The following is a 26,902-nucleotide window of genomic DNA, read 5'->3' as shown; positions in this document are numbered from 1 at the left end:
AGTGACACCGGCTTTACGCAGCTCTTTGTGCACAGCGCACCAATCAGGTAGTTCCAGGCGGGTGGAGACCTGAGTATCGGCTTGAGGGTAAAACCGCCGGGCCAGCTCGCTGTCGTCCAGTGTGCATATCAAGGGCCAGGTGATGCCGTTTTGCTCGGCCGTAGTGGCGACTTTTTGGATAGCGCCGATGCTGATACGCAGGCTATCGCGGATTTGTCGGATGGACAGGCCTGCATAGAGGCGAAGTCTTAGGATTTCACGAAGTTTACGCATTGAAGTTCTCTGTCTGGGCATAACCATATCCATCTGAAAATGGACAGGTTATCAGTGACAACAATCAACGCGGGAAAAGCATTCTGGAGTAAATGAACACTGATTCTGGAAATTGACCCAAAGTGTTCACTTTGCGCCAGAATGGGTGTTCACATAAAACCAGAACAGGTGTTCATTTTAAATCAGAATCGGTGTTCACTTTGGGGCAGAATACGCAACAGGACTGTCATACATGATTAAACAGGGACGATATGAACATTAACGCTTATTATGCCGGGTTATTTATTCTGTTCATTGCAGCAGTCTCAACAGCCGTTATATTTAATATAAACAGGAAAGTTGATCATAGTAAAAAGATAAGCCACCTTATCAATTTACTAACGGTCTTCACAATTCCACCCATATGGCTAATATACTTTACTTACAAAGTATACAATGCAACAAAGAGTGATAACGCATAGAATTGTATTGATAAGAGGGCTATCTGAATGACGCCCTCTTATTTTATTTTTCGAATACTACTAAAGAAGCAGAATTTTTATTAGTTGAAGAAAAAAACACGCCAAATTACAAAGCGCTGACTAAAAAATTCGGGTTTTTCAGGTTTTCTCTGTGATAAGCCGGATTGTTTATGCCCTGATATTCCACCACAGCACCTGCCACTTTGGCGATAACATGACCTGCGCCTGTGTCCCACAACATGGTAGGGCCAAAACGAGGGTATAAATGTGCGCTGCCTTCAGCCACTAAACAAAACTTCAGTGAACTGCCTACCGCTATCAGCTCATGGTGCGGGAAACGGCTTAAATAATCTTCAATATCAGCGCTGTAGTGACTGCGGCTGCCCACTACTTTCACTACTTCACCTGCAGCCGGCGTTAAAGCAACCCGAATAGTTTCAGTTAAGCCATGCTGTTGCCGGGTCGCACCTAAGCCTTCAGCTGCTGCATAGGTTTTATCCAGCACTGGGGCATGAATAACACCAAGTACAGGTTCGCCTTGTTGAATAAGGGCTATGTTAACGGTGAATTCGCCGTTACGTTTTATAAATTCTTTGGTGCCATCTAAAGGGTCAACCAGCCAGTATTCAGTCCACTGCTGGCGTTCAGACCAGGGAATATCAGCTGCCTCTTCGGACAATACCGGCACATGGGGGGTTAACTTAGTCAGTTCGGCCAGAGTCAAATGATGGGCGGCTAGATCTGCTTCGGTTAAAGGCGATTCATCATCTTTTTGCTCAACGGCAAAGTCACGTTGGTACACAGCTAAAATGGCATCACCTGCTGCTATGGCAATACCTTGTACTTGATCCAATAAATCCTGTGTCAGTTGCAGCATTAGCTCAGCACTCCTTTTTCCGTCAATAAGGCAATCAGCTGTTCGACACTTTGATCCAGGCTTTGCTGTGCTGTGTCTATGGTCAGATCCGGTTGTTGTGGTGCTTCATAAGGATCGGAAATCCCGGTGAAGTGACTGATTTCACCACGTCTGGCTTTTTGATACAAACCTTTCACGTCACGCTGCTCACAGACATCTAACGAAGTAGCTATATAAATTTCTAAAAACTTGCCATCCGGCAAGCTGTTTTTAATGGCCTGACGCTGTGCACGGTAAGGTGAAATAAAGGCACTCAATACCACCAGACCAGCATCCAGCATTAAACCTGCCACTGCACCTACCCGGCGAATGTTTTCAGTGCGATCCGCTTCGCTGAAGCCTAAATCAGCACACAAACCATGGCGCACATTGTCGCCGTCCAGCAAATAGCTGTGTACTTTACGTTTTACCAGTTCTTGCTCTAAGGCATTAGCCACTGTGGATTTTCCTGCGCCGCTTAAGCCGGTAAACCACAATACAACGCCTTGATGACCGTTTTGTTGCTCACGATCGGCACGGCTGATTTGATAGTTTTGCCAAACCACCTGACTCATAAAAATTCCTTACAGCGACTGAAATGGGAAAAACAATGGGATTAACGTCAGCACAGCTATTGAATAAGCCAATGCCATAGGTAAACCCACTTTAATATACTGACTGAGTTTGTAATTACCTACAGTAAATACCAGCAAATTGGTCTGATAACCCCAGGGCGAAATAAAGCTGGCGCTGGCACCAAACAATACCGCCATAATCAGCGGCATAGGGTCTATACCAAAGGCTTTCGCCAGACTGATAGCCAAAGGACAAGCCAAAGCAGCAGCGGCATTATTCGACATCAATTCGGTTAACATTAGAGTGAAAAAATACAAAGCTGCTAAAGCCCAGAATAAGTGATAACCGCTGAACACCTGTAACAACCCCTGGCCTAATAGCGCTGATACACCGGTATTTTCCATGGCTTGCGACAAGACCAAAGCCCCACCCACAATCAATACTATATCCAAAGGAAAACGGCGCCGGACTTCCTGCATACTGATAATGCCGGTCGCCATTAAACCGATCAGTAATAACACCAGGCCTTTGAGCAGAGGCAGTTCGCCTGTCATCGACAAACCGATCACAGCCACAAAAGCAGATAACACGCCCCAACTGCGACGCAAAGATAAACGGGTGGCGGAATCAACGCCGTTCACCAATAAGAATTCTTTATTGAGTTTGCTGTTCTGATGGAAGCTTTTACCAGGCACCAGCAGTAAAGTATCGCCTGTTTGCAGCACTATAGAGCCTAAACCGCCCTGCAAACGTTCTTGTCCACGCTTTACTGCGACTACCACAGCATCAAACTCTTCACGAAATTTGGCGTCTTTTAGTGACACACCGTTGAGGCTCGACGAGTGGCTGATAATAGCTTCCACCAACGCCTGACCATTCATACTGTGATGGCCATATAAAGTCAGACCCTGAATTTCCTGCAACAACGCCACAGATTCCATATCACCGGCAAACAGCAATACATCACCTTGCTGCAAGCGATCGTCCGGGCAAACAGGCGCTATATTCTGCTCACCCCGCACTATTTCAGCTAAAAACAACTTCCGTAAATGCCGCAGCCCTGCTTCACCTATGGTTTTACCAATCAGTACTGAATCTTCACTTAAACGCGCTTCAAGGAAATAAGGCAGATCAGCTTCTTCCACAGCTTTTTCAGTCACTGGCAAGCGATCGGCAATCAGCCACATCATCAACATGCCTGACAACACTACACCAGCGCCTACAGCTGTTGTGGTGAAAAACTGCAACAACGGCAATTCAGCTTTGTCTAAAAAGCTGTTCACTACTAAGTTGGTAGAAGTTCCGATCAGGGTCAGAGTGCCACCAAAAGTGGCAGCAAAAGCCATAGGCAACATCAGCTTGCTGGGGGCGAACTTCTGGCTGCGTTTAATAGCACCTATTAAACTTGCTACTACGGCCGTATTGGCGGTAAAAGACGATAAGACTGCGGTTGAAATCCACAAACGGCCAAGCACAGTGCGTAAGCCGCCGCTGTTGAGCTGCTGGCCCACCCAGCTGATTAAGCGGGTTTTCTCCAGCGCTATAGACACCAGCAATAACAACACCAGGGTTAATAACGAGGAGTCGGTAAAACTGGCGGCAAATTGTTGTACGTTGAGCAAATCCGTCAGATAAGTCAGTACGGCCACTGCACCAAAAACCCAGGCAGCAGAGAGCCGGGTCAGGGTTAACAGGGCAACAAGCCCTGCTAAAATAGCGAATACGCCGTACTGCTCCAGACTCATGCTTAGCCTTTTTTCAACTGGCTTAAATCCAGTGCCTGCCAGTGTGGGAAATGTTTCCGTACTAACGCATTCAGTTCCAGCTCAAACTCACTGAATTCAGCTTTACTGCTGACACTGGCCAAAGCGCTGTCGACCATACCTGCACCAACAGTAATATTGCTGATGCGGTCGATAAAGATAAAGCCGCCTGTGTCGCGGTTTTGCGCATAAGGGTCAAACACCACGGCTTCGGTCAGTTCCAGCTCGACCAGCGCTATGCTGTTCAGCTCCAGCTTGTCGGCCTGATGCTCTGCCAGGGTATTCACGTCAATGCTGTGCGCTATAGCTGTGACTTTCCCGCTGACTTTTTTTGTCGCCAGTTTGATGTTGTAGCTTTTGCCAATCAGCAGTGGATCTTCGTGCATCCAGACCACTTTGGCCAGAATACGGTTCGACACTGCGGCATGATGCACAGCAGGTACTATCACATCACCACGGCTGATATCTATTTCGTCTTTTAATGTCAGTGTCACAGCCTGGCCTGCAATAGCTTCCTGCCATTCACCGTCAAAAGTCACAATAGATTTAATAACCGAGCCTTTGCCTGAAGGTAAAGCCACTATGGCATCACCTACTTTAAAATTACCGCTGGCGATAGTACCGGCAAAACCACGGAAGTTCAGGTTAGGCCGGCTGACATACTGCACAGGTAAACGGGCTTCGGCTTGCCAGTTAAATCCTGTGACAGGCGCCTTTTCTAATAAGCTCAGTAAAGGACCATCTTTGTACCATGGAGTTTGGGTTGAACTATGCACCACGTTGTCGCCATTTAACGCCGACAGCGGTACAAACTGAATAGAAGGCACATTCAGCTGAGCGGCAAATTGCAGGTAATCCTGTTTAATTTGCTCAAAACGCTGTTCGTCAAAACCCATTAAATCCATTTTATTGATGGCGACCACAAACTGCTTTATGCCCAGCAATGAACAGATAAAACTGTGACGACGGGTCTGGGTTTGCACACCATAACGGGCGTCCACCAGAATAATAGCCAGGTCACAGTTCGACGCACCTGTCGCCATATTGCGGGTGTACTGCTCATGGCCTGGGGTGTCGGCAATAATAAACTTACGTTTATCTGTAGAGAAATAGCGGTAGGCCACATCTATCGTAATGCCCTGCTCACGTTCGGCCTGTAAACCGTCGACCAGCAAAGCTAAATCTATGGTTTCACCTGTGGTGCCATGGGTTTTGCTGTCTTTATGCAAAGCGGCCAGCTGATCTTCATAAATCTGCATACTGTCATGCAATAAACGACCGATCAGCGTACTTTTGCCGTCGTCGACTGAGCCGCAGGTTAAAAACTTCAGCAGCGATTTATGTTGTTGCTGCTCTAAGTACTGCTCAATACCGATTTCTGCTAATTCATTGGCGACCGACATCAGAAATACCCCTCACGTTTTTTCTTTTCCATAGAACCACTGGAATCGTGATCAATCACCCGGCCTTGTCGCTCACTGGAGGTCGACAACAGCATCTCTTCAATAATACCTGTCAGGCTGTCGGCAGAAGACTCGATAGCGCCGGTCAGCGGGTAACAACCTAAAGTACGGAAACGCACCAGCTTTTGCTGTGGTACTTCACCTGGCTCCAGTGGCATACGCTCATCATCCACCATAATCAGGGTACCGTTGCGCTCGACCACAGGGCGCACGGCAGCAAAATACAGCGGCACTATGTCAATTTGCTCCTGATAGATGTATTGCCAGATATCCAGCTCAGTCCAGTTCGACAGCGGGAAAACACGAATACTTTCGCCTTTATTCACCTGACCATTGTAGGTATGCCACAACTCAGGGCGCTGGTTTTTAGGGTCCCATCTGTGGTGTTGGTCGCGGAAGGAATAAACCCGCTCTTTGGCCCGGGATTTTTCTTCATCACGGCGCGCACCACCAAAAGCCGCATCAAAACCGTAGTGATCCAAAGCTTGTTTTAAGCCCTGGGTTTTCATCACGTCAGTGTGTTTCGAGCTACCGTAGGTGAATGGATTCATATCCATGGCAATACCTTCCGGATTGATATGCACCAGCAAATCAAAGCCGTATTGTTTCGCCACTTTGTCACGAAATTCGATCATCTCGCGGAATTTCCAGCGGGTATCCACATGCAACAGTGGAAACGGGATTTTGCCCGGATAAAAAGCTTTGCGTGCTAAATGCAAAAGCACGGATGAATCTTTACCTATGGAATACAACATCACCGGATTATCAAATTCGGCCGCTACTTCGCGGAAGATCTGGATACTTTCAGCTTCCAGTTGTTGTAAATGTGTCAGAGGTTTGACTGGCTGGCCCATAGGGTCTGCTCCCATTAAGTCTGTAAATAAAAGTATTTAAATTCTGTTGGTTAAAGGCTGCTGAGCCTGCTGGTCAGGTCTATCGCCAAACCAGTTTAATTTTTGTTGCAAGGCCACGACCTCACCAATAATCAGCAAAGCTGGTGATTGCACCTGATGCTGTGCCACTAAATGGGCCAGCTTGTTGAGTTGCCCGGTAAAAACCCGCTGTTCTGGTCTGGTGCCGTTTTCAATCACAGCCACAGGAATATCGGCAGAGCGGCCAGCGGCTAATAGCTGCTGCTGAATATGTTCAACTTTCATCAGGCCCATATAAATCACCAGCGTCTGGTTTGGGCGGCTTAAACTTTGCCAGTCCGGTTCAACACCATCTTTACGGCAATGCCCTGTGACAAACTGCACAGCCTGTGCATAATCCCTATGGGTTAAAGCTATACCTGCATAAGCGGCGCAACCTGCGGCCGCCGTAATACCAGGCACCACCTGAAACGGAATGCCATGAGGTAACAAGACTTCAATTTCTTCAGCACCACGACCAAAAATAAAAGGGTCACCGCCTTTGAGCCTGCATACTTTTTTACCTGATAAAGCTAAAGAAACCAACAAGTTATTTGTTTCTTCCTGCGCTACCGAATGGGCACCTGCTTTTTTCCCTACACAGACCAGCTCAGCATCACGGCGAACCAGCTGCATAATAGGGTCTGAAACTAAATAGTCGTACACCACTACGTCAGCCTGCTGCATCAGTTGCAGTGCCTTTAATGTCAGCAGCTCCGGATCACCGGGGCCTGAGCCGACTAAATAAACTTCACCCTGAGTAGGAATTTCACGCTCTAATAAATCCTCTAACTGCTGCTGCGCCAGATCCAATCTGTTGGCCTGCACTTCACGTACTATGGACGAGTCAAATACCCGCTCCCAAAACTGACGGCGACCAGCAAAACCTGAAATTTTTTGTTTTACTTTGTCGCGAAAGGAACCCACCAGCTGAGCTAAAGGGCCTAAATGGGCTGGCAAAATAGCTTCGAGTTTTTCACGTAAACGCCGCGCCAATACAGGTGCAGTACCGGCACTGGAAATGGCAATCAGAATAGGGCTGCGATCGATAATGGCAGGAAAAATAAAACTGCAGTTCGGCTGGTCATCCACAGTATTGACCAGAATATTGCGTTTATCTGCGGCTTCAAATACGGACTGATTAACAGCATCATCATCTGTTGCTGCTATCACCAGTACATGACCCTCTATATGTTGTGCTTCAAAACGGCCTTCAATTAAAGTCGCTTTGCCTTGTTGCTGCCACTCTTTGAATTCATCAGCAAAGTAAGTCGCCACTACAGTTAAACGGGCACCTGCTTTGAGTAAAGTACCCGCCTTGCGCAATGCCACATGACCAGCGCCCACCAGCAAAACCGGGCGATTTTTCAATTGGGCAAAAATAGGCAAATACTGCACTTGAGGCTCCTGCTGCACTGGCAGCACTTTGAAACAACTATGCTCTGATTTGGTTAGAGTGGATACTTCAATCAAAGCTTTTTAAACTGAGCCTGCATATTAGACGTCTAAACGTCTTTTTTACAATAATGGATATCGATCTCTTATAACTAAAAGGAATAGAGGGTAGAGCTTAAGCTCTGACCCTCTGTTTTGATGAATGGAATAGTTTGAAGGTCAGACTTTTTGGCTTTGGCACACTGCTGCTGTAAAGATCACATCCGTTGAACTGTTTAATGCAGTTTCTGCACTGTCCTGAATGACACCAATAATAAAACCCGCAGCGACCACTTGCATCGCCACTTCGTTTTGAATACCGAATAAGCTGCACGCCAAAGGGATCAATAATAAGGAACCACCGGCCACACCAGAGGCACCACAAGCAGAAACCGCGGCCAGCACACTTAATAAAATGGCGCTGGCAAAATCCACTTCTATTCCCAGGGTATGCACTGTAGCCAGCGTCAGTACTGTGATGGTAATAGCTGCACCCGCCATATTAATAGTGGCACCCAACGGAATAGAAACCCCATAGATCTCTTCGTTGAGTTTCAGTTTTTCACACAGCTGTAAATTGACTGGAATATTGGCGGCTGAACTGCGGGTGAAAAAGGCTGTAACACCACTTTCGCGTAAACAGGTAAACACCAGCGGATAAGGGTTAGACCCTGTTTTGGCAAACACCAGCAAGGGATTTACCACAAAAGCGATAATAGCCATGGCTCCCAACAGTACAGCTATTAACTGACCATAACTGGCTAAAGCCGCAAAACCTGTGGTGGCTATGGTATCTGCCACTAAACCTAAAATACCAAAAGGCGCCAGACGAATGATAAAGCGTACTAAAGACGACACCCCATGCGATAAATCAGAAAACACCAGTTTGGTGCTTTTGCTGGCATGTTGCAAAGCCAGGCCTAAACCCACAGCCCAGGCTAAAACGCCTATATAGTTACCGCTAATTAAGGCATTAATAGGGTTATCCACAACTTTCAGCAGCAAAGCCTTTAGTACTTCGCTGATGCCTTCAGGCGCAGCTATCACTTCAGGCACTGCTGTCAGCACCAGGGTTGTCGGGAACATAAAACTAAGTAATACGGCAACCACAGCTGCTAAAAAAGTACCAAACAAATACAACACCAACACAGGCTTAATGCTGCCGCTTTCAGAGGCTTGTTTATTGGCGATAGCGGAAGCCACCAACACAAAGACTAATAAAGGCGCTATGGCTTTTAAAGCGTTAACAAATAAAGTGCCTAACAAAGACAAACTTTTTGCCAGCTCTGGCGACACTACAGCCACCAGCACACCTAATAAAATACCGATAATAATTTGTGGCACTAAACCCAGTTGCAAAAGTTTTTGCCATGGACGGGAAGCTTCGGATGTCATAAGAGTTCTCTGTTGCTGCTGTGGTGCGCGCCACAGTTATAAGAATAAGAGCCAGATTCTGCCCTGAATCCGCTTTGGGGGCAAGTCGGAGCTGTCACAGCTAAAGATCCAACCTTGTCCAGGATCGGGACTTTAAATCAAAACGAACAGATGTTAGTTTGTTAAAAAAGATCTTACGGATTCGAAAATATGGATTTCACCAGAATAGTCCTGCTGTTAGTGGCTATGACCAGCCAGAGCTGCGTTTTACATAACGCGGATCCACAGTTCCAGGCCAGCTTAGAGCCGCCAGTCACATCTATAGCGCAGTTTCAGCAACCAGCCAGCTTGCCTGAACTGGACCAACTTTTTTATCTGAATGATAAACAACAACAGGATTTTCTGAATTATTTCCACAGCTCAGCACAAGCAACAAACCCGGCAGAACAACGACTTTACAACTACCTGCAAAACAAGTTGATGTATTTTAGTTACGAAGGCGCCAATTACCCGGCTCAGGTTGCACTGGAGCAGTTCAGAGGCAATTGCATGACGCTGGCACTGCTGACCTCGGCTCTGGCAAAACTGGTGAATATAGAGGTGGGTTACAAAGTGATTTATCAGGAACCTCTGATTGACTACAAAGATAATATCTTTATCAGCTCGAATCATATTCGCACTTATTTATACAAAGCAGCAGACGAGTCCAAACAAGGTAGTTTGATACTGCAAAGAGCTGCGCTGGTGATCGATTACTTCCCGGAGAATACAGATTTAGTTGGAAAAAATATCAGCCCTACCCGTTTTTACGCCATGCTTTATAACAATCTTGCCGCTGACGCCCTGCTGCTGGGAGATAGTGACAGCGCCTTTTTCTTAAGTCAGAAAGCGCTTCAACAGGACCCCACTTATACACCTGCAGTGAATATGATTGCGTTAATGTATCACCGGAAAAATGCTTTTACTGAAGCCATGCAGTGGTTTGACTATGGCATGAAATTGCAGGATAACCAGATCACTTTACTGACGAATTACCGCGATTTGGCTGCAAAAATGGATAACCAGCAGTTGCTGGAAAAAATTAATCAGCAAATTATGAGTCACGACGATGACAATCCTTATGCCTGGCTGGCTTTAGCCATAGACGCAGAGCGTAACAAGCAGTTCAGCCATGCCAGGCTCTACTATAAAAAATTACTGGAAAAAGCACCTTATCTGCACAATGCCAATCTGGCGTTAGTCCGGCTGTATGTGCAGGAGCAAAACTTCAGCGCCGCACAAAAACTGGTAGAGCAGGCGATCAACTATGCCTATGAGCCTGAGCGCTTGCAGTTATACAACACCAAACTGGCTGCATTAAAGCAGCACAGGAAAACAATACAGCAACCCCATTAAACAGCAGGGGGCTGATTATTCGGCCACTTCAGTTCTGTTGCGCCCGGATTCCTTGGCTTTGTACAAAGCCGCATCGGCGCTGCCCCATAGCTGTATAAAGTCTTTGTGCTTACCCGACTGGGCAAGCCCCAGACTGAGGGTAACCACATAAGAATCCTGAAGTTGTGGCCACTGCATTGCCGCGACGGCATCACATAAACGTTGGGCTATGGCTCGGGCATTGCTGAGATCAGTACCAGGTAATAAGATTAAAAACTCTTCGCCCCCTACTCGCCCAAGCTTGTCTGCCGGTCTTAATTCCTGCCGCAGGCAATAGGCTATTTTTTGTAACACCAGATCACCTGCAGCATGGCCAAACTGATCATTAATAGCTTTAAAAAAATCGATGTCTGCCGCCAGCACAGAAAAAGGCTGTTGATGTTGCTGCCATTGCTGCCACAACTGTTGCGCTAAGGCCAGCGTATGACGACGGTTGGGTAAGTGGGTTAATTCGTCTGTTAAAGCCATATCCTTGAGTTGCACAGATAAGGCCCGTTGCCGGATAAATAAAAACAGCATGGCGAGGATCAATAATAAAGCGCACAACAACGCCAGATATTGCCAGAATCGTAATTCTTCACTGTCCGTTAAAGCTTGCCTCTGCGCTGCATTTTTAACTTCCAGCTCTGTTTTTTCCCTTTGGATTTGTTCAGTCTGCAGTTGAACTTTTAAACGTGTAGTACGTTGGTCGAGCAATTGCTGTTGAATTTCAGCGTCTTTTTGTTGCTGCCGCTGTTGCATCATAAAAGCATCCTGCCATTGCAACATTTCTGCATGCAATAAGGCATATTCTTTGTACAACAAGGCTTCAAATCGCAGATCAGGTTTTGCGGCAAAATAGGACATAGCAGAGTCAAAATCCTGCTGAGCATTCTGATACAGCTTTAAACTGCGATAAGTGATAGCACGACTGAGCTGACAATAAGCCAGCATCTGAGCATCAGCACTGGACTGATAATAACTGATAGCCTCATTCAGCAACTCCAGGGCTTTTTCCCCTTGCCCCAACTTGGTTAACACCCGTGCCACTAAGCGTTTATCGTAAGCAATTTCAGCCGCATCACCGCGTTTTTGATCAATCACCAAAGCCTGGTTTAAATACTGTAACGCCAGTTCGAACTGACCCGCGCTCTCGTAGGTGCCGCCTAAATTAAATAAGGCGGTGGCCTGGCCTTGCAGATTTCCGCTTTCTTGCCAGTGTTCCAGGGATTTTTTATACAGCGAGATAGCTTGTTCATAGTCCCCTACTGCGGCATCGGAATACAAATTTGCCAGTGCATTGGCTACATAATTTTGCCGGCCTTTGGTGCCATTCGTCAGTTCCAGCTGATAGGCTTTTTGCAGATCGGTTAAGGCATCCGCATAAGCGGCGTTTTCAGCATATTGCTCCCCTCGCAACACCAGAGCTTTAGCCTGCAACTCTGGGTCTGTCTCCGTCTCCTGGTAAGACAGCACCCGCTGATAATCCAGCATGGCTTCTGCAGTTTTGCCCTGCTGTTCTTTGGCATAACCTTCACACAATAAAAACCGCAATTGCCACAATAAATCCTGCTGCTGATTTTTATAATCCTGTACCAGTTGCAAACCCAGTTCTGGGTCTTGAACTGCAATCACCCAGCAGTAACTTTGTTGCACCTTTCGCAACAATTCTGGTTCTGACTGGCTTTGTAACAGCTGCTGAAATTGCGGATCGGCTTCGGCAAACTGATCAATAGCTAATTCTTCCAGCTCAAGTAAACGGGATGACAAATCTTCAGTGGACTGAACAGAACAGTGGAGCAGCAGTAGAAAGACAATAAAGCAGAATTTCAAACTATGACCTCATTTACCATCTCTCAGAATACTAACCCCAGCATGCCGCAGTTTACTGCTGATTTGTACTGAATTTGGCAGAAAATCAGAAAATTGCCACCAGCTGCTGTGCTTTATTCAGCATGGCTGCTTATAATCTGCCGCAACACCCATTGTCTGTCTGGTGCATCGGCTGGAGGTTCAGGGATACTGATTTCGCTGACTTCTATCTGATAAACCTGCCCTGGCTGGTAGTCGAAGCCCAGAATATCGCCATACAGCAGTTGCCAGTCTTCGTTGGGGTTGTGACGAATTTGCAGGCATTCAGTCGGCCCTACCGCCATGCACTGACGTTTTTCTGCAGCCACCCATAAGATCAGCGTCGTTTCAGTGTTTTCAGCTAAAACTGGGGGATAAAGGCCCGATTCATCGGGTTGCTTTGCAACAACAGCAGATCCGGTGGATGTTGAAGCTTCAGCAGGTGTTGAGGATTCAGAGCAGCCTGCTAAAGTAAAAAACATCAGCATAACCAGCACCAGGTTTAACATAACTATTGTCCCTAATTTATTGTTCACTTTAGTGTATCCAACAAAAATGGACAGAAACTGAACAGCATTTCCTTATGCTTGTTTAGAATCAAACTCCAGCTCTGGCAACCTCGGCAACAACAAGTTTTGCCAATACAAAGCAGGGGCCGGGCGGCCAAATAAATAGCCTTGCATCAGCTGGCAGCCCAGGCTTTGCAGGAAACGGCGCTGTATATCGTTTTCTACCCCTTCGGCCACTATATTCAGATTTAAGGCTTTGGCCAGTTGAATAGTGGTATGCAAAATACGCACAGTGCGGCTGTCCTGAGGAATACAGCTGACAAAACGTCGGTCTATTTTGATGGTATCGGCCGGACAATCCACCAACTGGCTTAAGGATGAATGACCAGTGCCAAAATCGTCGATGGAAATGCTAAAACCATACTGATGAAGCGCTTTTAAACGTTTGTGTAATAAAGGTTGTTGCACCGCTATATTGGTTTCGGTGATCTCTAACTGCAGGTAGCGGGTTAACCAGGCATGATCGGCACTCAGGCTCATTAGCTCAGCAAAAAAGCTGTCGTCCAAAAGCTCAGGCCCACCCAGATTAATAGCTATAGGGTAGAGCAAGCCTTGCTGTTGCCAGCTTTGCAAAATGCTGACACTTTGTTGCAGCACTAAACGGGAAAACATGGTCATTAAGCCATGGCGTTCTGCCATCAACACAAAACAATCCGGCGCTATGGCCTGCCCATCGATAAACCAGCGGCTTAAGGCTTCAAAACTCTGGATTTTTCCTTGTGGATCAACCTTAGGTTGTAACCAGAGTTCCAGCTGCTTTTGCCGTATCGCGTCGCGAAACGCATTCAGCAACTGATAATCCTGTTCCAGTTGCTGAGCTTGTTGTTGATCATAAAAACTAACAGCTTGGCCTGGGCTGGATAACTCCAAAGCCAGCTCACATTGTTCAATGAGTTGCTGCGCATTCTGGTTATCGTGCCGTTCAGTAAAACTGACTCCAAACTGATAATTCATGCGCGCTGTGTAAGGCCCCACTGTCAGCTCAACCGGCAATTGACTGGCAATGGCTTCAGCCAGCTGTTTTGGATCCAGCACATTCAAATCCCCTTTCAGCCACAGTGCAAACTTCACACCCCGTACTCTGGCTAAGACCGCATCAGAGGGCAAAGCCGCTTTCGCTACTTTGGAGAAGTGTTGTAATAACTGGCTGCCAAATTCATAACCATATTGCTGATTCAGGGTTTTGACATGACGTAGCCGGATAATAGCCATCAGCCCAAACTCATGCGGCGCTAACTGCTCCTGCTTGTAATTCACCAGTTCAGTAAAACCGGCCACATTAGGTAAACAGGTTAAAGCGTCATAATGCAGCCAGCTGTCCTGTGCTTTCTGGCTTTGTTTTAATTGCAGCTGTAGCTGGCGTAAAGCGCTGATTTCCTGCAGGCTTACCACATGATGGCCGGATCGGGTCAGCATCACATGTTTTAAAACCAAACTGGATTCAGGCCGGCTTTTTAAACTAGATTCTACTTTGCCTTTCAGCCAATGCCCCTGCAACTGACTGTCCTGCACAAAGTTCAGCAAAGATAATAAATTAGCTTGTTGCTCTGCTTCCAATCCCAACAGCTGAGAGGCCAGGCTATTGCATTTAATGATGTCGCCAGAGGCGGTCACTAATACAGTGGCTGAACCATTATGTTCAAACAATTCTTCGTAATAATCATGACTTTGTGCCAAATGTTGATTTAAATCCTTTAGCTGCACGGCGCTGCGTTTTAAGGTGCTGAACACCCGGGCTGTAGCCAAAGGCAGGCACAAATTAAAAAACAAAAACAATAAGCCATGCAGATAACTGTGACTGGCAGGCAAGGTAATAGACCAACCCAGCAGATGAGGTGGCGCCTGATTTTGCAGCAGATAAACAAAAGGAATAAAATTCAGCGCCATAAAAACTAAAGCAGTTTTGAAGCCAAAAAACATCAGACTGATCATCGGCAAAGTGTAAATAAAAATGATGCCCAGTTTGCCCAGCTCAAAGTTATCCACCAGTACTAAAATACAGAGCCCTGCCAGTATCACTATGGCGAGCAAGGCAGCGGCACTACGTTTAACATAACGGCTGGAAATAAACAGGGTTGAAACTAATGCAAGGTAAAAAGAAAAGGTGATAGCGATCACATGATAAGCGCCAATTTGCCATGCCTGCCACGAGCTGTGCAGCACTATAGCAAACACCAGACAAAGCCCTGACAGTACAATAATACGCAGCACACTTTGTTGCCAGAACGCGCTATCAGCACTGTCTAAATCCTGAGCCCTCAGCCGCAGAAAACGACCTAACCACTCCACATGCTGCCCCTCATTCCATTGATCAGGCCTGTGCAGGCTCTGATCGCACCAGCCTGTTGCTGGCGTTTAAACCGAATGAATGTAATGGTTAGGCTTGTTAACTACAAGTTATTTTTATTCACTTAAGGGACTAAGTCGACAACTGGTATCATTTAGCCGTTCAATGGCGGCGAACTAAATGCCGTCGCCATCCAGATGAATACCACATTCCCGGCCAAAACCGTTAAAACGGGTGTCTTCTTCTGTCATGCCCAGTTCCAGTTTGCGGGTGGAATGCACATCACCCACTGAAACATAACCTTGCTCCCACAAAGGGTGGTAAGGCAAGTCGTGCTGTTTTAAATAATAAAACACATCTTTGTTGGTCCACTCGATAATAGGTTGCACTTTCACAGTGCCACGGCTGATATCGATAATATCTTTATCAGCGCGGTTACTGGACTGGCTGCGACGTAAGCCGCTGAACCAGGTACCTACGTTCAGCTCTTTCAGAGCACGCTGCAAAGGCTCCACTTTATTCATATGGTTGTATTGTTTAATACCAGCTTCGTTTTCCCATAACTGACCAAAACGGGCTTCCTGCCAGGCCGGGCTTAAATGGGCACGATACACTTTCAGGTTTAGCTGCAGCCGTTCTTTCAGCTCATCAATAAACTGATAAGTTTCAGGGAATAAATAGCCTGTGTCAGTTAATACCACCGGAATATCGGGCCGTTCGCTGGTCACCAGATGCAGCATCACAGCAGACTGGATACCAAAGCTGGAACTTAAAATCTGCTGATCCGGTAAATGTTCCAATGCCCATTTCACCCGTTCGGCTGGCGTTAAAGGCAACAACAGCTGATTGGCTTCTGCCAGCAGTTGTTGTTGCTGCTGCGCATCCAACTGCAACAGCTGTTTATACTGACTCATCATATGCCCCTTAATCTATTGAACTCAGGCATGAAAGTCGGTTTTTGATACTTTCACTTCGGCGACAACGCCCACACGAACCACAAAATCACCAAAACATTCGTTGTTTGTACGCTCAGCAACCCAACGCCCAATCAGGCTATCCAATGCTTGCAGAATGTCGGCTTCAGCCACGTTATCTAAATAGAGTTTTGGAATACGGGTGCCCTGGGTATTGCCCCCTAAATACAGGTTGTATTTACCAGGACCACGACCTACTAAACCCGCTTCAGCCAACATGGCGCGACCACAACCATTAGGGCAGCCCACCACACGTAAAATAATGTGATCTTCAGGTACGCCGTGTTTGGTCAGCAACTCTTCGACATGAGTGACTAAAGTCGGCAAATAACGCTCTGCTTCTGCCATCGCCAGAGGACAAGTAGGCAAGGACACACAAGCCATAGAGTTTTTACGCTGCTCTGTCACGCTGTCGTTGATCAGGCCATGCAAACGGGCTAAAGCTTCAATATCGGCTTTGTCTTCGGCGGCCACACCAGCAATAATCAGGTTTTGATTCGCTGTCATGCGGAAGTCGCCTTTATGAATACGGGCGATTTCAGCCACACCGGTTTTTAAGGTTTTGCCCGGATAATCAAGAATACGGCCGTTTTCGATAAAGACAGTTAAGTGATGCTTGCCGTCTATACCTTGCACCCAACCAAAACGATCACCACGGCCAGTGAATTCATAAGCGCGGCTTGGTTGGAACTTCACGCCAACGCGTTTTTCCACTTCGGCTTTAAATACGTCTACCCCAATGCGGTCTATGGTGTATTTGGTTTTGGCGTTTTTACGATTGACTCTGTCGCCATAATCACGCTGCACAGTCACCACATGCTCAGCCACAGCCAGTACATGCTCCAGAGCAATAAAACCAAAGTCTTCGGCTTTACGTGGGTAAGTGCCTTTATCGCCATGCGTCATGGCAAGGCCACCACCGACTAACACGTTAAAGCCAACCAACTGGCCGTTTTCGGCGATAGCGACAAAGTTTAAGTCGTTGGCATGTACGTCGACGTCGTTTTGCGGCGGTATCACCACAGTGGTTTTAAACTTCCGTGGTAAATAAGTTTCTCCCAGAATAGGCTCTGCTTCTGTGCTTTCTACTTTTTGCTCATCCAGCCAAATTTCGGCGTAGGCTTTGGTTTTTGGCAATAAATGCTCAGAAATTTTTGCCGCCCATTGATAAGCCTGTTGATGCAATACAGACTCGACCGGGTTCGAGGTACAAAGTACGTTTCGGTTTACATCACCAGCTGTAGCAATGGAGTCAATGCCGATGCTATTGAGCATCTGGTGCATGCTTTTAATTTTCGGTTTTAACACACCGTGGAACTGAAAAGTCTGACGGGTGGTTAAACGAATGCTGCCGTAAATCGTATTATCCGCAGCAAACTCATCAATCGCCAGCCATTGTTGTGGCGTGATAATACCGCCCGGCATACGGGCACGTAACATGACGTTATGCAGAGGTTCCAGCTTTTGTTCTGCACGTTCAGCGCGGATATCACGGTCATCCTGCTGGTACATACCGTGGAAACGGATCAACATAAAGTTGTCGCCGTTAAAGCCGCCGGTGATTTCGTCTTTTAAATCTTTGGTGATAGTGCCACGTAATAAATGACTGTCTTTTTTCAGTCTTTCGTTATCAGACAGCTGACCTTGCACCTGTAAATCCGGATTAATTGGCTGAGTCATTAATAAACATCCTTCTGATAACGTTTGGCCTGACGTAAGTCGTCAAAATACTGTTCTGCTTCTTCTGCACTGAAGCCAGCTTGTTGTTGCGCTATATCGAGCAGCGCCTGATGTACATCTTTGGCCATTTTATTGCCATCACCACAGATATACAGATAAGCACCTTGTTGTAACCAGGTCCATATTTCTTCTGCTTTTAACCGCAGTTTGTCCTGCACATAAACTTTCTGAGCCTGATCACGGCTAAAAGCTACATCCAGTTTGCTCAGCACCCCACGTTTTAAATAATCCTGCAGTTCCACCTGATACAGGAAGTCCTGAGTGAAATGTGGGTTACCAAAAAACAGCCAGTTCTGACCTGTAGCACCGGCCTGATCCCGCTCTTGCAAGAAGGCACGGAACGGCGCTATGCCGGTACCAGGGCCTATCATAATGACCGGAGTTTCATGGTCCGGCAGACGGAAGTTGTCGTTGTGTTCAACGAAAACTTTAAGCGCAGCGCCTTCTTCCAGCCGTTCTGCCAAAAAGCCTGAAGCACCACCTAAATGCGTACTGCCAAAAGCGTCGTAACGCACTACGCCCAGGGTTAAATGCACTTCATCACCCACTTCAGCCTGAGAAGAGGCAATGGAATACAAACGAGGTTGCTGTTTACGCAAAGCATCCACTAATTGCTGAGCAGCTAAAGGCGCAGGGTTTTGTAAAATCACATCCAGCGTCTGACGGTTGTCCAGATACTGACGCAAAGCGGTTTTATCTTTCACCAGCTCCAGCAATTCAGTATTGGCTGTGGCTTGTGCGTATTTTTCGACAAAACTCGGGTAAGACTGAGTCAGCTCCAGTTGTTCAGTTAACGCAGTTTTTAAACTGTAAGTCTGGCCAGCTAACTGCACTTCTGTAGCGCCATTCAAGCCAGTTGCAGCCAAAATAGCGTCCACTACCTGGTCGTCATTGAGGAAATACACCCCTAACGAGTCACCAGGCTGATAGACGATGCCTGAATCTGCTAACGAAATTTCAATATGACGCACATCTTTAGTCGAATCCCGGCCAGTGATCTTCTGATTAACAGATAACTCAGCCAGATAAGGAGTCTCTTTGCTATAAGCACTGTCGTGACCCGCTGTGGCGCCTGGCCATGCAATAACCTGGGCTGAGTTGCCAGCAGATTGCTTTAATTCTGGTGCAAAAGCCTGTACCGCAGTTTCAGTCCAGCTGGCCGCCTGCGCGGCATAATCGACGTCCAGATCGGCACGGGCGTGTAATCTTTTGCCCCCTAAAGCAGCTAACTGTTCGTCAAAGTCGATGGCTGTTTTACAGAAAAATTCATAGCTGGTATCACCTAAACCCAAAACGGCAAACTGCAGGCCATCCAGCTTAGGTGCTTTTTTACTGAATAAGAATTTATGGAAAGCCACAGCACTTTCTGGTGGCTCACCTTCACCATAAGTAGAAGTCACAATCAGCAGGTATTTTTCTTTGGCTAACTGAGTGGTTTTATAGCTGCCAATATCTGTCAGCTTGACACTAATGCCTTGCTGTTCAGCCGCTGCTTTAATTTTAGAGGCCACAGTTTTGGCATTGCCGGTTTGTGAGCCGTATAAAATAGTCAACACAGCACTTTCGTTGCTCTGTTGCACAGCAGCGGGCAACTGACCACCAGCCAGTTGAGCTGCTGCAGCCAGATAACCACTCACCCAGGCCTGCTGAATAGGATTAAGCTGGCTGACCAAAGACTGTAAATCCTTGATTTGTTGAGCGGACAAAGGACTGGCCTGAGCAGCCAAAGACGCGAATAGCATAAAAACACCACAGATAAGCTAAGTTACTGCCATTTTAGCCGTCTAAATGGATAAAAAGTAAATAACCCTTCTCTCTGCTTTATGCTTTTTAGTTATTAAAATAAGTTTTTCATTAATAACCACAAAAGCATATGACTTCTTGCCCTTATCGGAACTGGTTGTTAGCATGGCTTGAATCTGTTCAGGGAGTTGTGCAGTGTCTGTGAAGTCGCTTTTTTTCTGGTTGAATCTGCTTCTGCTGCTTTTACCTGTGATGGCACAAAGCCAACAGCAGGTGGAAGTGGCTACTGCGGCTGAACGTCAGCAATTGCTGCAACAACTTGCAAAAAGTACAGACCCCAGCCAGCGGCTGACTCTGCTGGTTCGGCTGACCGAAGTATTTGTGACCCAGGACCCTACATTAAGCCTGAGCTACGCCACAGAGTGGCTGGAACTCAGCACAGACAGGGAAAGCGCCGATTATCACAGAGTACTGTTGCAGCAAACCACAGCTTTTATGCTGTTGGGTAATTATCAACAAGCCTACCAAACCAGTCTTGAAACCGAACGTTTAGCCCGGCTCCAAAACGATACCAGACAATTATTTAACGCACTCCGACGACAAGCGGATAACCTGAACCGTTTAGGCCAGACCGATAAAGCCCTGCCCAAAGCTTTGGAAGCTATGCAAATTGCTATAGATGCCAATAACGCCGTGCCATTGCAAATCATCCGTTATGATCTGGCGTTTATTTATCTGAACCTGTATGCCTATCCACAAGCCATTCAGATTGCCAGTGATGGCCTGAATTTGGCGATGACAGGAGATGACAGCAACCGTCAGGCCAATTTTTTACATCTGCTGGCCGAAGCCAGCCGTTTGTATAAGCAGTATCAGGCCGCTGAAGACTTCGCCCGCAAAGCACTGGAACTGCGTTTGAGCCGGCAAGAGCAGGCTTTAGTGGCCTTGTATCACCTGAGTCTGGCCCGCAGTTTATTGCCTCAGCGTAAATATCAGGAAAGTGAACAGCAGTTGCAACTGGCATTGCTTGCAGCACAACAAGTGAACAACAGCATTGAACAGGCAGATGCACTGCAGAGTTTAGCCTGGCTGGACTTATATTTTGGCCGTGTTGACCAGGCCAACAGCAGATATCAGCAGATCACCCGGCTACTGCAAACAGAAGAGCATCAAGCCAGCTTCCGTCGTTTCAGCCTGCTGCATTTATCTGATTTACTTGAGTTTTCCTTAGAGCAACAAGCCTCAGCTTTGTATAAAAAGCTGGCTTTGCATGAGTTCCACTTTACCGAACCTCAGCAGTTGCTGGATTACTGGCAGGTCACTGCTCAGGTTGCAAACTTTAATCAGCAATACCAGCAGGCCTACAAGGCTTTAGAGCAAGTGCGGCAGTTACAACAATCCTTGTTTGATGACAAAACCCATAAACAGGCACTGGTTATTGCCAGTGAACAACACAAAAGCTTACTGGAGCGTGATCTGCAGCAAGCCTCTCAACAACATCAGTTAGATAAACTGACTCATCAGCATCAGAAAAATATGCTGATACTGTTTTCTGTGGGCGCTTGTTTAGCTTTGGCTTTGTTGTTGTCGTTGTTTTACCACAAGTCACGGCGTAACCGCCTGCTGCTGCAAAAACAACAAGAGATGGCGCAACAAAAAATTGCCGTAAAAAATGAGTTTATCGCTACTTTGGGCCATGAAATCCGCACTCCCCTGCAAGGTATAGATGCAGTATTGGCTCAGGTGCTGCCAGAAGTTGAACAACAAAGCAGCCGGCAAAAAATACAACTGGCACGCCGCTCTGTCTGGTCTCTGGATAATATTATTAACAACATTCTGACCACAAGTCGGCTGGACTATGGCGTCTATCAACCCGTGGATCAGCAAGTGGTGCTGGCCGAATTATTAGGCAGGCTGCACGACTTACTTGAACCTTTGGCCAGCAACAAAGGGCTGAAATTAAGCTGTTCAGTGGCCTCCAATGTGCCGGGCCTTTTATTGCTGGATGAAAACTTACTGACCCAGCTGCTGACCAATCTGATTTCTAATGCAGTGAAATACACCAAACAAGGTGAAATTGAAGTCAGAGTGGAGTTGTTAAACCAAACTGATTCCTCGCTACAGCTGCTATTTAAAGTGCGGGATACCGGAGTGGGTTTAACAACCATACAAATAAGCCAGTTATTGCGCGGCGAGCGCCTGAATCAACAGCGCACTTTGCAGGCAGGGCCAGGCCTTGGCATGCTGGTGTGCCAAAAGTTGCTGCAGCAGCTGGGATCAGCACTGGACATTCAATCTGTGCCTGGTCTTGGCACTGAAGTCAGTTTCAGTCTTAAGTGTCAGGTCTCGGCTTTATTACCTGCTACTCCGTCAGCGGCAACAGAGCAACATCATGCTCTGGTCGTCGAGGACGATGAGCTGTGCCGGGTTAGTCTGGAGCAAGTGTTAACAGAGTTAGGCTTTGTAGTGACCACAGCATCCAGCTTGCAACAGGTCAAACAATTACCACAACAGCTTTGGTCATGGGTATTTTTAGATGGTCAGCTGGAAGACGCTGATGCTTTGCAAAGCATACAACAGCTGGAGCAACAACATCAGGTGGATGAGCAAAGTCGCTTTATACTGGTGACAGGTTCAGCACAAAACCACACCATACCTGCGATCAGCGCTCTGCTGTCTAAGCCTTGGCGGCGTGAACAATTGCAGGCTCTGATCGCCCAACTGGCTCAATTACCGCCACTCAAGCCTTTGTATCAAATCGATTATTTACAGCAGGCTTTGCTGGCTCTGAACACTGAGCAACGCCAAAAGCTGAAAGCGAATGTGCAGCAGCAACTTGCCACTTTGCAGCATGAATTAACAGAGGCAACACCGGACCCTAAAGTATTTCATCGTCTGATCGGCAGTATGGGACAACTGGGGCTAATGCGTTTAAGCCAGCTTTGCCGGCTGATGGAGCAACAACTGCATCAGCATAAAAAACCTGAGCCGTGGCTCAACAACCAGTTGCAGCAATGTTTACAGCAAAGCCAGCAAGCATTGACGCTGTTGTTTGAACGCTATAACCAGCAGTAAAGGGGATGAAAGGTTATTCAGTGGTGATTCAGAGCACATCAAGCAGCATGGTTGTTTTCACTTTATTGGGGTTGTTATGAAGTATATCTGTGCCAGTGCATTGCTGCTGTTGTCCAGCATGAGTTACGCCAGCAATCAGTGTGCTTTGACTTTGCAGGACGATTTAAGAGTCAGCCCTTCTGTGGTCAGTATTCAAAGGGGTGATCAAGAGCTGTGGCGTATTGATACCACAGGCCAGCTGTGGCTGGGTCAGCAAAAAAACAACAGCACGCCGGAAACCCGGCAACACCTCAAAGCCTATCAGCAAGGGATCCGTAGTCAGGTGACAGCCTCTGCCGCTTTGATGGATGACAGCCTGCAGCTGGCCCGCACTGTGCTGGATCAAAATGTACAGACAGCTACAGGTATGAGTCTGGCGGAGAATCCTGAACTGCAGCAACCTGTCGATCAACTGGAACAGCAACTGAGTCAATTAGTTCAGCGTCAGGGCGATACTATTTATGTGTACGGCAGTCAGCTGCGCTCCGCCGATAAAAATTTAGCCAAAGAAGCTGAGCAACGCATTCAGCAAGCTGTGGCTAAAATCAGCGGTCAGTTGATGCTAACCTTAGGCCAGAATGTGCTGCAAAGCCCGGGCTCTGCCACAGAAAAAATGCAAAGTTTTCGCACTAAAATGCAGAACTTTGGCAGTCAGTTAAAAGCTGATATGCAAAAAAACAGTAAAAACTTACAACAAAGAGGCCAGCAGATTTGTCAGCAGTTACACACGCTGGATCTGCTGGAACAACAAATTCAGCAACAAATCCCGGCCATGTCGCCTTATGATCTGATCGATGGTCAGAGTGAAGGTTATAAACCCGTGATCTGACAAAAGGAAAACCCATGATCCAACGTATACAACCCAGTAAAAGATACAGCGAAGCAGTAATAGCCAATGGTTTAGTGTTTTTGTCCGGTATGGTGCCGGACAATCCGGATGCTGACGCTACGGCGCAAACCGCTAATGTGCTGGCGCAAATTGATGCTTTGCTGACTGAAGTTGGCCTTACAAAAAGCCGTATTGTTGACACCACTATTTATCTGGCGGATATGGCGGACTATAACGCTATGAATGCAGCCTGGGACTTATGGGTTGCAGAAGGTCAGGCACCAGCCCGTGCCACTGTTGAAGCCCGTCTGGCAGATCCACTGTGGAAAGTCGAAATTAAGGTCACAGCGGCGCTTTAGTTCTGAGTTGTCCCTTGTCTGGTTTTAAATTCTTTAGCCAGTTGCTGCAGTTTTTCACTTTGACCAAAAACTTCAGCAAACTGTGCTACTGTCATTTTCTCTTTATCTGTGACTGGTGTTTTGGCATCCACTGAACTGTCTTCTTTGCAATCAATGGGATACAAAATCTTACCTATGGTCCACTCGGCTTTAACTATGGCGCCCATCATGGCGGTATGACCTCTTTTATCACGCAGGCAGGCGTCAGCACCTTGTTTCAGCAGTAATTCAACAACTGCCTGCTGCCCTGCATAAGTGGCCACCATCAGAGCCGTATAACTTTGGTGACTGCGCTGATCGACAGGAAAACCCTGCTGTAAAAACTCATTTAACACCAGCGTATCGCCAGTACGGGCTGCTGCAAAAAAATAGGATGTCAGTTGCTGCAACGGATCCTGCGCCTGCTCTTCCGCCAGAACAACAGCCGATACCATCAGAAGACTCAGTACAAAAGTACGCATCTGCTTACCTCCTTCATTGTAATTTAGTGCCTGCGAAACTCAGCCTGGGTGCAGGACAGAGCATACGAGCTTCGCAGGGCTTTAAACTAAGATCAGCTGACAGCAACTGCCAGCCGGCCTGCACCAGAGACAGGTGTTACAGCGATTTCGCTATTTGCTGCACTTGTTTCATGTCGCCGTTCACAGCTTTAGTTAAACGGCTGCCATAGTCCGTATCGGCTTTGTAAAAGTGCGCCAGCATTTTGTGTTTGATAGCACTGTCTTTTACTGCCCCTAAATCACCGGACAAGTTGCGGATCAGGTTAGCTTGTTGCTGCTTATCAAAGCTGCGGTACAAAGCTCCGGCCTGACTGAAGTTGTCCTGCTTGCTGATGGCTTTTTGCATCACTGTGCCATCCAGTCTGGTTTCCACAGCACGGGCTGCAGTCACTACAGCTTTAGGTTCAACCCGGCTTGGCTCGTAATTGACGTTGGATTTGCTGTTACCAAAGTTCATAGCGCCATCCTGATTGTGGTTATCCACCATCACTTTGGCTTTATTGATAGGCAACTGACTATGGTTCACACCTAAACGATACAACTGAGTATCGGCATAAGAGAAAATCCGGCCTTGTAATAAACGATCTTCCGACGGCTCAATACCAGGGATCAGATTGGCTGGTGCAAAAGCCGACTGTTCGGTTTCTTCAAAGAAATTATCCGGCATACGGTTTAACGTCATGGTGCCAACTTTACGCTCTTTCACCCCAGGCCAGGTTTTAGTGGCATCCAGTGGGTTAAAGTCAAAGTCATCCAACTGATCCGGCGTGATCACTTGCACAAACAAGTCCCACTTTGGGTTATTGCCGGCATTGATGTTCTGATACAAATCGCGGGTCAGGTGATTAAAATCCATGCCCTGAGTTTTGGTGACCTTATCGGCATCCAGAGACTTCACGCCCTGCTGACTCTTCCAGTTAAACTTAACGTAATGCACCTGGCCTTGGTTATTGATGAATTTGTAAGCATGCACTCCAAAACCATCCATTTCACGGTAACTGGCTGGCGTGCCTAAATCTGAATAAACAAAGGTCAGCATCTGGGTAGAACCCGGTTCGTGCGACATAAAATCAAACACCCGATTTGGGTCCTGCATATTGTCGACTGGAGAAGGTTTTAACGAGTGCACCATATCCGGGAATTTAATTGCATCACGAATAAAAAATACTGGCAGATTGTTCCCCACTAAGTCCCAGTTGCCCTGATCAGAATAAAACTTCACTGCAAAACCCCGGGGGTCGCGCAATGTCTCAGGACTGTGATTGCCATGGATAACAGTAGAAAAACGCACAAAAACCGGCGTCGTTTTGCCTTGGTTGGCAAAAGGCGCAGCTATTGTCAGGTCGGATAAATCGTCAGAGGCAACAAATTCACCATGAGCACCAGTACCACGGGCATGCACAACACGCTCTGGAATACGTTCACGGGCAAAACGTTGTAATTTTTGGATCAGGTGCACGTCTTGCAGTAAAACACTGCCGTTGGCTCCTGCTGTAGTGGAATTCTGGTTGTCACCTACCGGAGCACCGTTGTCTCTGGTTAAGGTGTTCGCTTGTACTGTTAAAGATAAACCTAAAGCTAAAACTAAGGCTGATTTATTAAACATTATTATGACCCTCTTGGAGTTCGCTCTATCCTGCAAACACAGGGTAGACTCCAGGGGTCATTTTAAAAAACGAAATAAAACTATCGAATCAATCTAAAAAACAAATTAGATTTTACAGGCGCCACCAGCACAATCGTCTGATTCATCATCCTGCATAGCAGCTTGTTCTGCCGCCAACTGATCGGCCGCCAGTTGCTTCTGCGCTGTGTTTTTCTCAGCACCATCAAAATCCAGATGGTCTAAATCAAAGTCAAATTCGCTCATGAGTGTGCTCCGTGTTGCTGGGTGTAGCCCGTTACTTTGGGCTACTCTACGCAATTTTCAAGCCGGAGCACAGCGTTAAACGATGAATTAACCGTAGATTTCAACCAAAGCTGCACGACGTTCTTGTTCCGGCATAGCCTTTAATTGCTGAATTAAAGAAGCGGGTAGTTTACGGGCAGAACCACGGGAATAAGCACGAATTTGTGCCTCTGCATCCTGGGACAGTTGTGCTGTCATCGGGTTCAGTAACTTCACGCAAGTGCTGTGTGCAGGTTTAAAACCCAATTTTTTTGCATAAGCCTGTAATAAATTACCAGCAGTATTCTGAGCCGCCAGTTCACAGTATTCAGTGTTCGAATAGGTATAAGTTGAAGCGGCCTGAGCCTGGCTTGCCATTAGAGTAACAGCAGCAAATGCAGCAGCAGTGATAAGTTTCATTGAGTATTCCCCAGCTTTAAGTTGAT

The 26,902-nt window shown here is 46.9% G+C and carries 21 protein-coding genes and 1 pseudogene; 4 read left to right on the top strand and 18 right to left on the bottom strand.

Annotated elements, in window-relative coordinates:
• The 8 genes and pseudogenes from J2W69_RS10510 to sstT all read right to left on the bottom strand — a co-directional run.
• Positions 1 to 273: pseudogene (locus J2W69_RS10510) on the bottom strand (IS21 family transposase); the annotation flags it as partial.
• Positions 274 to 840: 567 nt separating this feature from the next.
• On the bottom strand, positions 841 to 1,611 hold the full coding sequence (cysQ, locus tag J2W69_RS10505; RefSeq protein ID WP_310277866.1) for a 3'(2'),5'-bisphosphate nucleotidase CysQ: 771 nt from the start codon (positions 1,609 to 1,611) through the stop codon (positions 841 to 843).
• Positions 1,611 to 2,204: an adenylyl-sulfate kinase gene (gene cysC, locus J2W69_RS10500; protein WP_310277863.1), complete on the bottom strand. Its 594-nt coding sequence runs from the start codon at positions 2,202 to 2,204 to the stop codon at positions 1,611 to 1,613. The genes cysQ and cysC overlap by 1 nt, the downstream gene beginning before the upstream one ends.
• A 9-nt stretch (positions 2,205 to 2,213) precedes the next feature.
• Positions 2,214 to 3,950: an SLC13 family permease gene (locus J2W69_RS10495; protein WP_310277860.1), complete on the bottom strand. Its 1,737-nt coding sequence runs from the start codon at positions 3,948 to 3,950 to the stop codon at positions 2,214 to 2,216.
• A gap of 2 nt (positions 3,951 to 3,952) precedes the next feature.
• On the bottom strand, positions 3,953 to 5,371 hold the full coding sequence (gene cysN, locus J2W69_RS10490) for a sulfate adenylyltransferase subunit CysN (RefSeq protein WP_310277857.1): 1,419 nt from the start codon (positions 5,369 to 5,371) through the stop codon (positions 3,953 to 3,955).
• Positions 5,371 to 6,285, bottom strand: coding sequence for a sulfate adenylyltransferase subunit CysD (cysD, locus tag J2W69_RS10485; protein ID WP_310277854.1), 915 nt, complete (start codon positions 6,283 to 6,285; stop codon positions 5,371 to 5,373). The genes cysN and cysD overlap by 1 nt, the downstream gene beginning before the upstream one ends.
• 36 nt (positions 6,286 to 6,321) lie before the next feature.
• Positions 6,322 to 7,740: a siroheme synthase CysG gene (gene cysG, locus J2W69_RS10480; protein ID WP_310277851.1), complete on the bottom strand. Its 1,419-nt coding sequence runs from the start codon at positions 7,738 to 7,740 to the stop codon at positions 6,322 to 6,324.
• A gap of 216 nt (positions 7,741 to 7,956) precedes the next feature.
• Complete coding sequence (sstT, locus tag J2W69_RS10475; RefSeq protein ID WP_310277848.1) at positions 7,957 to 9,171, bottom strand: serine/threonine transporter SstT; 1,215 nt, start codon at positions 9,169 to 9,171, stop codon at positions 7,957 to 7,959.
• A 189-nt stretch (positions 9,172 to 9,360) separates the two neighbouring features.
• Here sstT and J2W69_RS10470 point away from each other — a divergent pair, with 189 nt between their 5' ends.
• Entirely contained in the window at positions 9,361 to 10,545 is a 1,185-nt protein-coding gene (locus tag J2W69_RS10470; protein ID WP_310277843.1) for a hypothetical protein, read from the top strand.
• Between the two features lie 15 nt (positions 10,546 to 10,560).
• Here J2W69_RS10470 and J2W69_RS10465 read toward each other — a convergent pair whose 3' ends face one another.
• The 6 genes from J2W69_RS10465 to J2W69_RS10440 all read right to left on the bottom strand — a co-directional run bounded on the left by J2W69_RS10465 (position 10,561) and on the right by J2W69_RS10440 (position 19,726).
• Positions 10,561 to 12,333: a diguanylate cyclase gene (locus J2W69_RS10465; RefSeq protein ID WP_310277840.1), complete on the bottom strand. Its 1,773-nt coding sequence runs from the start codon at positions 12,331 to 12,333 to the stop codon at positions 10,561 to 10,563.
• Positions 12,334 to 12,509: 176 nt separating this feature from the next.
• Positions 12,510 to 12,923, bottom strand: a complete 414-nt coding sequence (locus J2W69_RS10460; protein WP_310277837.1) for a DUF4377 domain-containing protein — start codon at positions 12,921 to 12,923, stop codon at positions 12,510 to 12,512.
• Between the two features lie 72 nt (positions 12,924 to 12,995).
• Positions 12,996 to 15,272, bottom strand: coding sequence for an EAL domain-containing protein (locus tag J2W69_RS10455; RefSeq protein ID WP_310277834.1), 2,277 nt, complete (start codon positions 15,270 to 15,272; stop codon positions 12,996 to 12,998).
• A gap of 174 nt (positions 15,273 to 15,446) precedes the next feature.
• Positions 15,447 to 16,187: a phosphoadenylyl-sulfate reductase gene (locus J2W69_RS10450; RefSeq protein ID WP_310277832.1), complete on the bottom strand. Its 741-nt coding sequence runs from the start codon at positions 16,185 to 16,187 to the stop codon at positions 15,447 to 15,449.
• A gap of 21 nt (positions 16,188 to 16,208) precedes the next feature.
• Positions 16,209 to 17,924 carry an assimilatory sulfite reductase (NADPH) hemoprotein subunit gene (gene cysI, locus J2W69_RS10445; protein ID WP_310277829.1) on the bottom strand — a complete coding sequence of 572 codons (1,716 nt, stop codon included), beginning with the start codon at positions 17,922 to 17,924 and terminating at the stop codon, positions 16,209 to 16,211.
• Entirely contained in the window at positions 17,924 to 19,726 is a 1,803-nt protein-coding gene (locus tag J2W69_RS10440) for an assimilatory sulfite reductase (NADPH) flavoprotein subunit (protein ID WP_310277826.1), read from the bottom strand. Before J2W69_RS10440 ends, cysI begins: the two co-directional genes overlap by 1 nt.
• Positions 19,727 to 19,922: 196 nt before the next feature.
• Between J2W69_RS10440 and J2W69_RS10435 the strand changes: the two genes are divergently transcribed.
• From J2W69_RS10435 to J2W69_RS10425, 3 genes are all read left to right on the top strand, one after another.
• The gene (locus tag J2W69_RS10435) at positions 19,923 to 22,802 is read left to right on the top strand and encodes an ATP-binding protein (protein ID WP_310277823.1); all 2,880 of its coding nucleotides are present in this window, start codon (positions 19,923 to 19,925) and stop codon (positions 22,800 to 22,802) included.
• Positions 22,803 to 22,878: 76 nt separating this feature from the next.
• A complete protein-coding gene (locus tag J2W69_RS10430) occupies positions 22,879 to 23,670 on the top strand; it encodes a DUF2884 family protein (RefSeq protein ID WP_310277819.1) in 792 nt (263 codons plus the stop codon).
• A 14-nt stretch (positions 23,671 to 23,684) separates the two neighbouring features.
• Positions 23,685 to 24,029 (top strand): RidA family protein, encoded by a 345-nt coding sequence (locus J2W69_RS10425; protein ID WP_310277817.1) that lies wholly within the window; start codon positions 23,685 to 23,687, stop codon positions 24,027 to 24,029.
• Here the strand turns inward: J2W69_RS10425 and J2W69_RS10420 are convergent.
• The 4 genes from J2W69_RS10420 to J2W69_RS10405 all read right to left on the bottom strand — a co-directional run bounded on the left by J2W69_RS10420 (position 24,026) and on the right by J2W69_RS10405 (position 26,876).
• On the bottom strand, positions 24,026 to 24,529 hold the full coding sequence (locus J2W69_RS10420; RefSeq protein ID WP_310277814.1) for an ankyrin repeat domain-containing protein: 504 nt from the start codon (positions 24,527 to 24,529) through the stop codon (positions 24,026 to 24,028). The two genes, J2W69_RS10425 and J2W69_RS10420, sit on opposite strands and share 4 nt — an antisense overlap.
• 136 nt (positions 24,530 to 24,665) lie before the next feature.
• Positions 24,666 to 26,174: a catalase KatE1 gene (gene katE1, locus J2W69_RS10415; RefSeq protein ID WP_310277811.1), complete on the bottom strand. Its 1,509-nt coding sequence runs from the start codon at positions 26,172 to 26,174 to the stop codon at positions 24,666 to 24,668.
• Positions 26,175 to 26,279: 105 nt separating this feature from the next.
• Positions 26,280 to 26,438: a hypothetical protein gene (locus J2W69_RS10410; RefSeq protein WP_008896966.1), complete on the bottom strand. Its 159-nt coding sequence runs from the start codon at positions 26,436 to 26,438 to the stop codon at positions 26,280 to 26,282.
• A gap of 87 nt (positions 26,439 to 26,525) precedes the next feature.
• On the bottom strand, positions 26,526 to 26,876 hold the full coding sequence (locus J2W69_RS10405; RefSeq protein ID WP_310277806.1) for a hypothetical protein: 351 nt from the start codon (positions 26,874 to 26,876) through the stop codon (positions 26,526 to 26,528).
• Positions 26,877 to 26,902 lie beyond the last annotated feature (26 nt).

This window comes from Rheinheimera soli, from assembly GCF_031457405.1.
Lineage (GTDB): Bacteria > Pseudomonadota > Gammaproteobacteria > Enterobacterales > Alteromonadaceae > Pararheinheimera > Pararheinheimera soli_A.
This window is presented reverse-complemented; position numbering and strand designations above follow the sequence as displayed.

Excerpts from the sequence above, each read along its gene's own strand:
- J2W69_RS10410 (WP_008896966.1), bottom strand. The coding sequence starts at position 26,438 with ATGAGCGAATTTGACTTTGATTTAGACCATCTGGATTTTGATGGTGCT.
- J2W69_RS10425 (WP_310277817.1), top strand. The coding sequence starts at position 23,685 with ATGATCCAACGTATACAACCCAGTAAAAGATACAGCGAAGCAGTAATA.
- J2W69_RS10460 (WP_310277837.1), bottom strand. The coding sequence starts at position 12,923 with ATGTTAAACCTGGTGCTGGTTATGCTGATGTTTTTTACTTTAGCAGGC.
- J2W69_RS10420 (WP_310277814.1), bottom strand. The coding sequence starts at position 24,529 with ATGCGTACTTTTGTACTGAGTCTTCTGATGGTATCGGCTGTTGTTCTG.
- J2W69_RS10495 (WP_310277860.1), bottom strand. The coding sequence starts at position 3,950 with ATGAGTCTGGAGCAGTACGGCGTATTCGCTATTTTAGCAGGGCTTGTT.
- J2W69_RS10440 (WP_310277826.1), bottom strand. The coding sequence starts at position 19,726 with ATGCTATTCGCGTCTTTGGCTGCTCAGGCCAGTCCTTTGTCCGCTCAA.
- J2W69_RS10450 (WP_310277832.1), bottom strand. The coding sequence starts at position 16,187 with ATGATGAGTCAGTATAAACAGCTGTTGCAGTTGGATGCGCAGCAGCAA.
- J2W69_RS10430 (WP_310277819.1), top strand. The coding sequence starts at position 22,879 with ATGAAGTATATCTGTGCCAGTGCATTGCTGCTGTTGTCCAGCATGAGT.
- cysI (WP_310277829.1), bottom strand. The coding sequence starts at position 17,924 with ATGACTCAGCCAATTAATCCGGATTTACAGGTGCAAGGTCAGCTGTCT.
- cysD (WP_310277854.1), bottom strand. The coding sequence starts at position 6,285 with ATGGGCCAGCCAGTCAAACCTCTGACACATTTACAACAACTGGAAGCT.
- J2W69_RS10470 (WP_310277843.1), top strand. The coding sequence starts at position 9,361 with ATGGATTTCACCAGAATAGTCCTGCTGTTAGTGGCTATGACCAGCCAG.
- cysC (WP_310277863.1), bottom strand. The coding sequence starts at position 2,204 with ATGAGTCAGGTGGTTTGGCAAAACTATCAAATCAGCCGTGCCGATCGT.
- cysN (WP_310277857.1), bottom strand. The coding sequence starts at position 5,371 with ATGTCGGTCGCCAATGAATTAGCAGAAATCGGTATTGAGCAGTACTTA.
- J2W69_RS10405 (WP_310277806.1), bottom strand. The coding sequence starts at position 26,876 with ATGAAACTTATCACTGCTGCTGCATTTGCTGCTGTTACTCTAATGGCA.
- sstT (WP_310277848.1), bottom strand. The coding sequence starts at position 9,171 with ATGACATCCGAAGCTTCCCGTCCATGGCAAAAACTTTTGCAACTGGGT.
- cysQ (WP_310277866.1), bottom strand. The coding sequence starts at position 1,611 with ATGCTGCAACTGACACAGGATTTATTGGATCAAGTACAAGGTATTGCC.
- katE1 (WP_310277811.1), bottom strand. The coding sequence starts at position 26,174 with ATGTTTAATAAATCAGCCTTAGTTTTAGCTTTAGGTTTATCTTTAACA.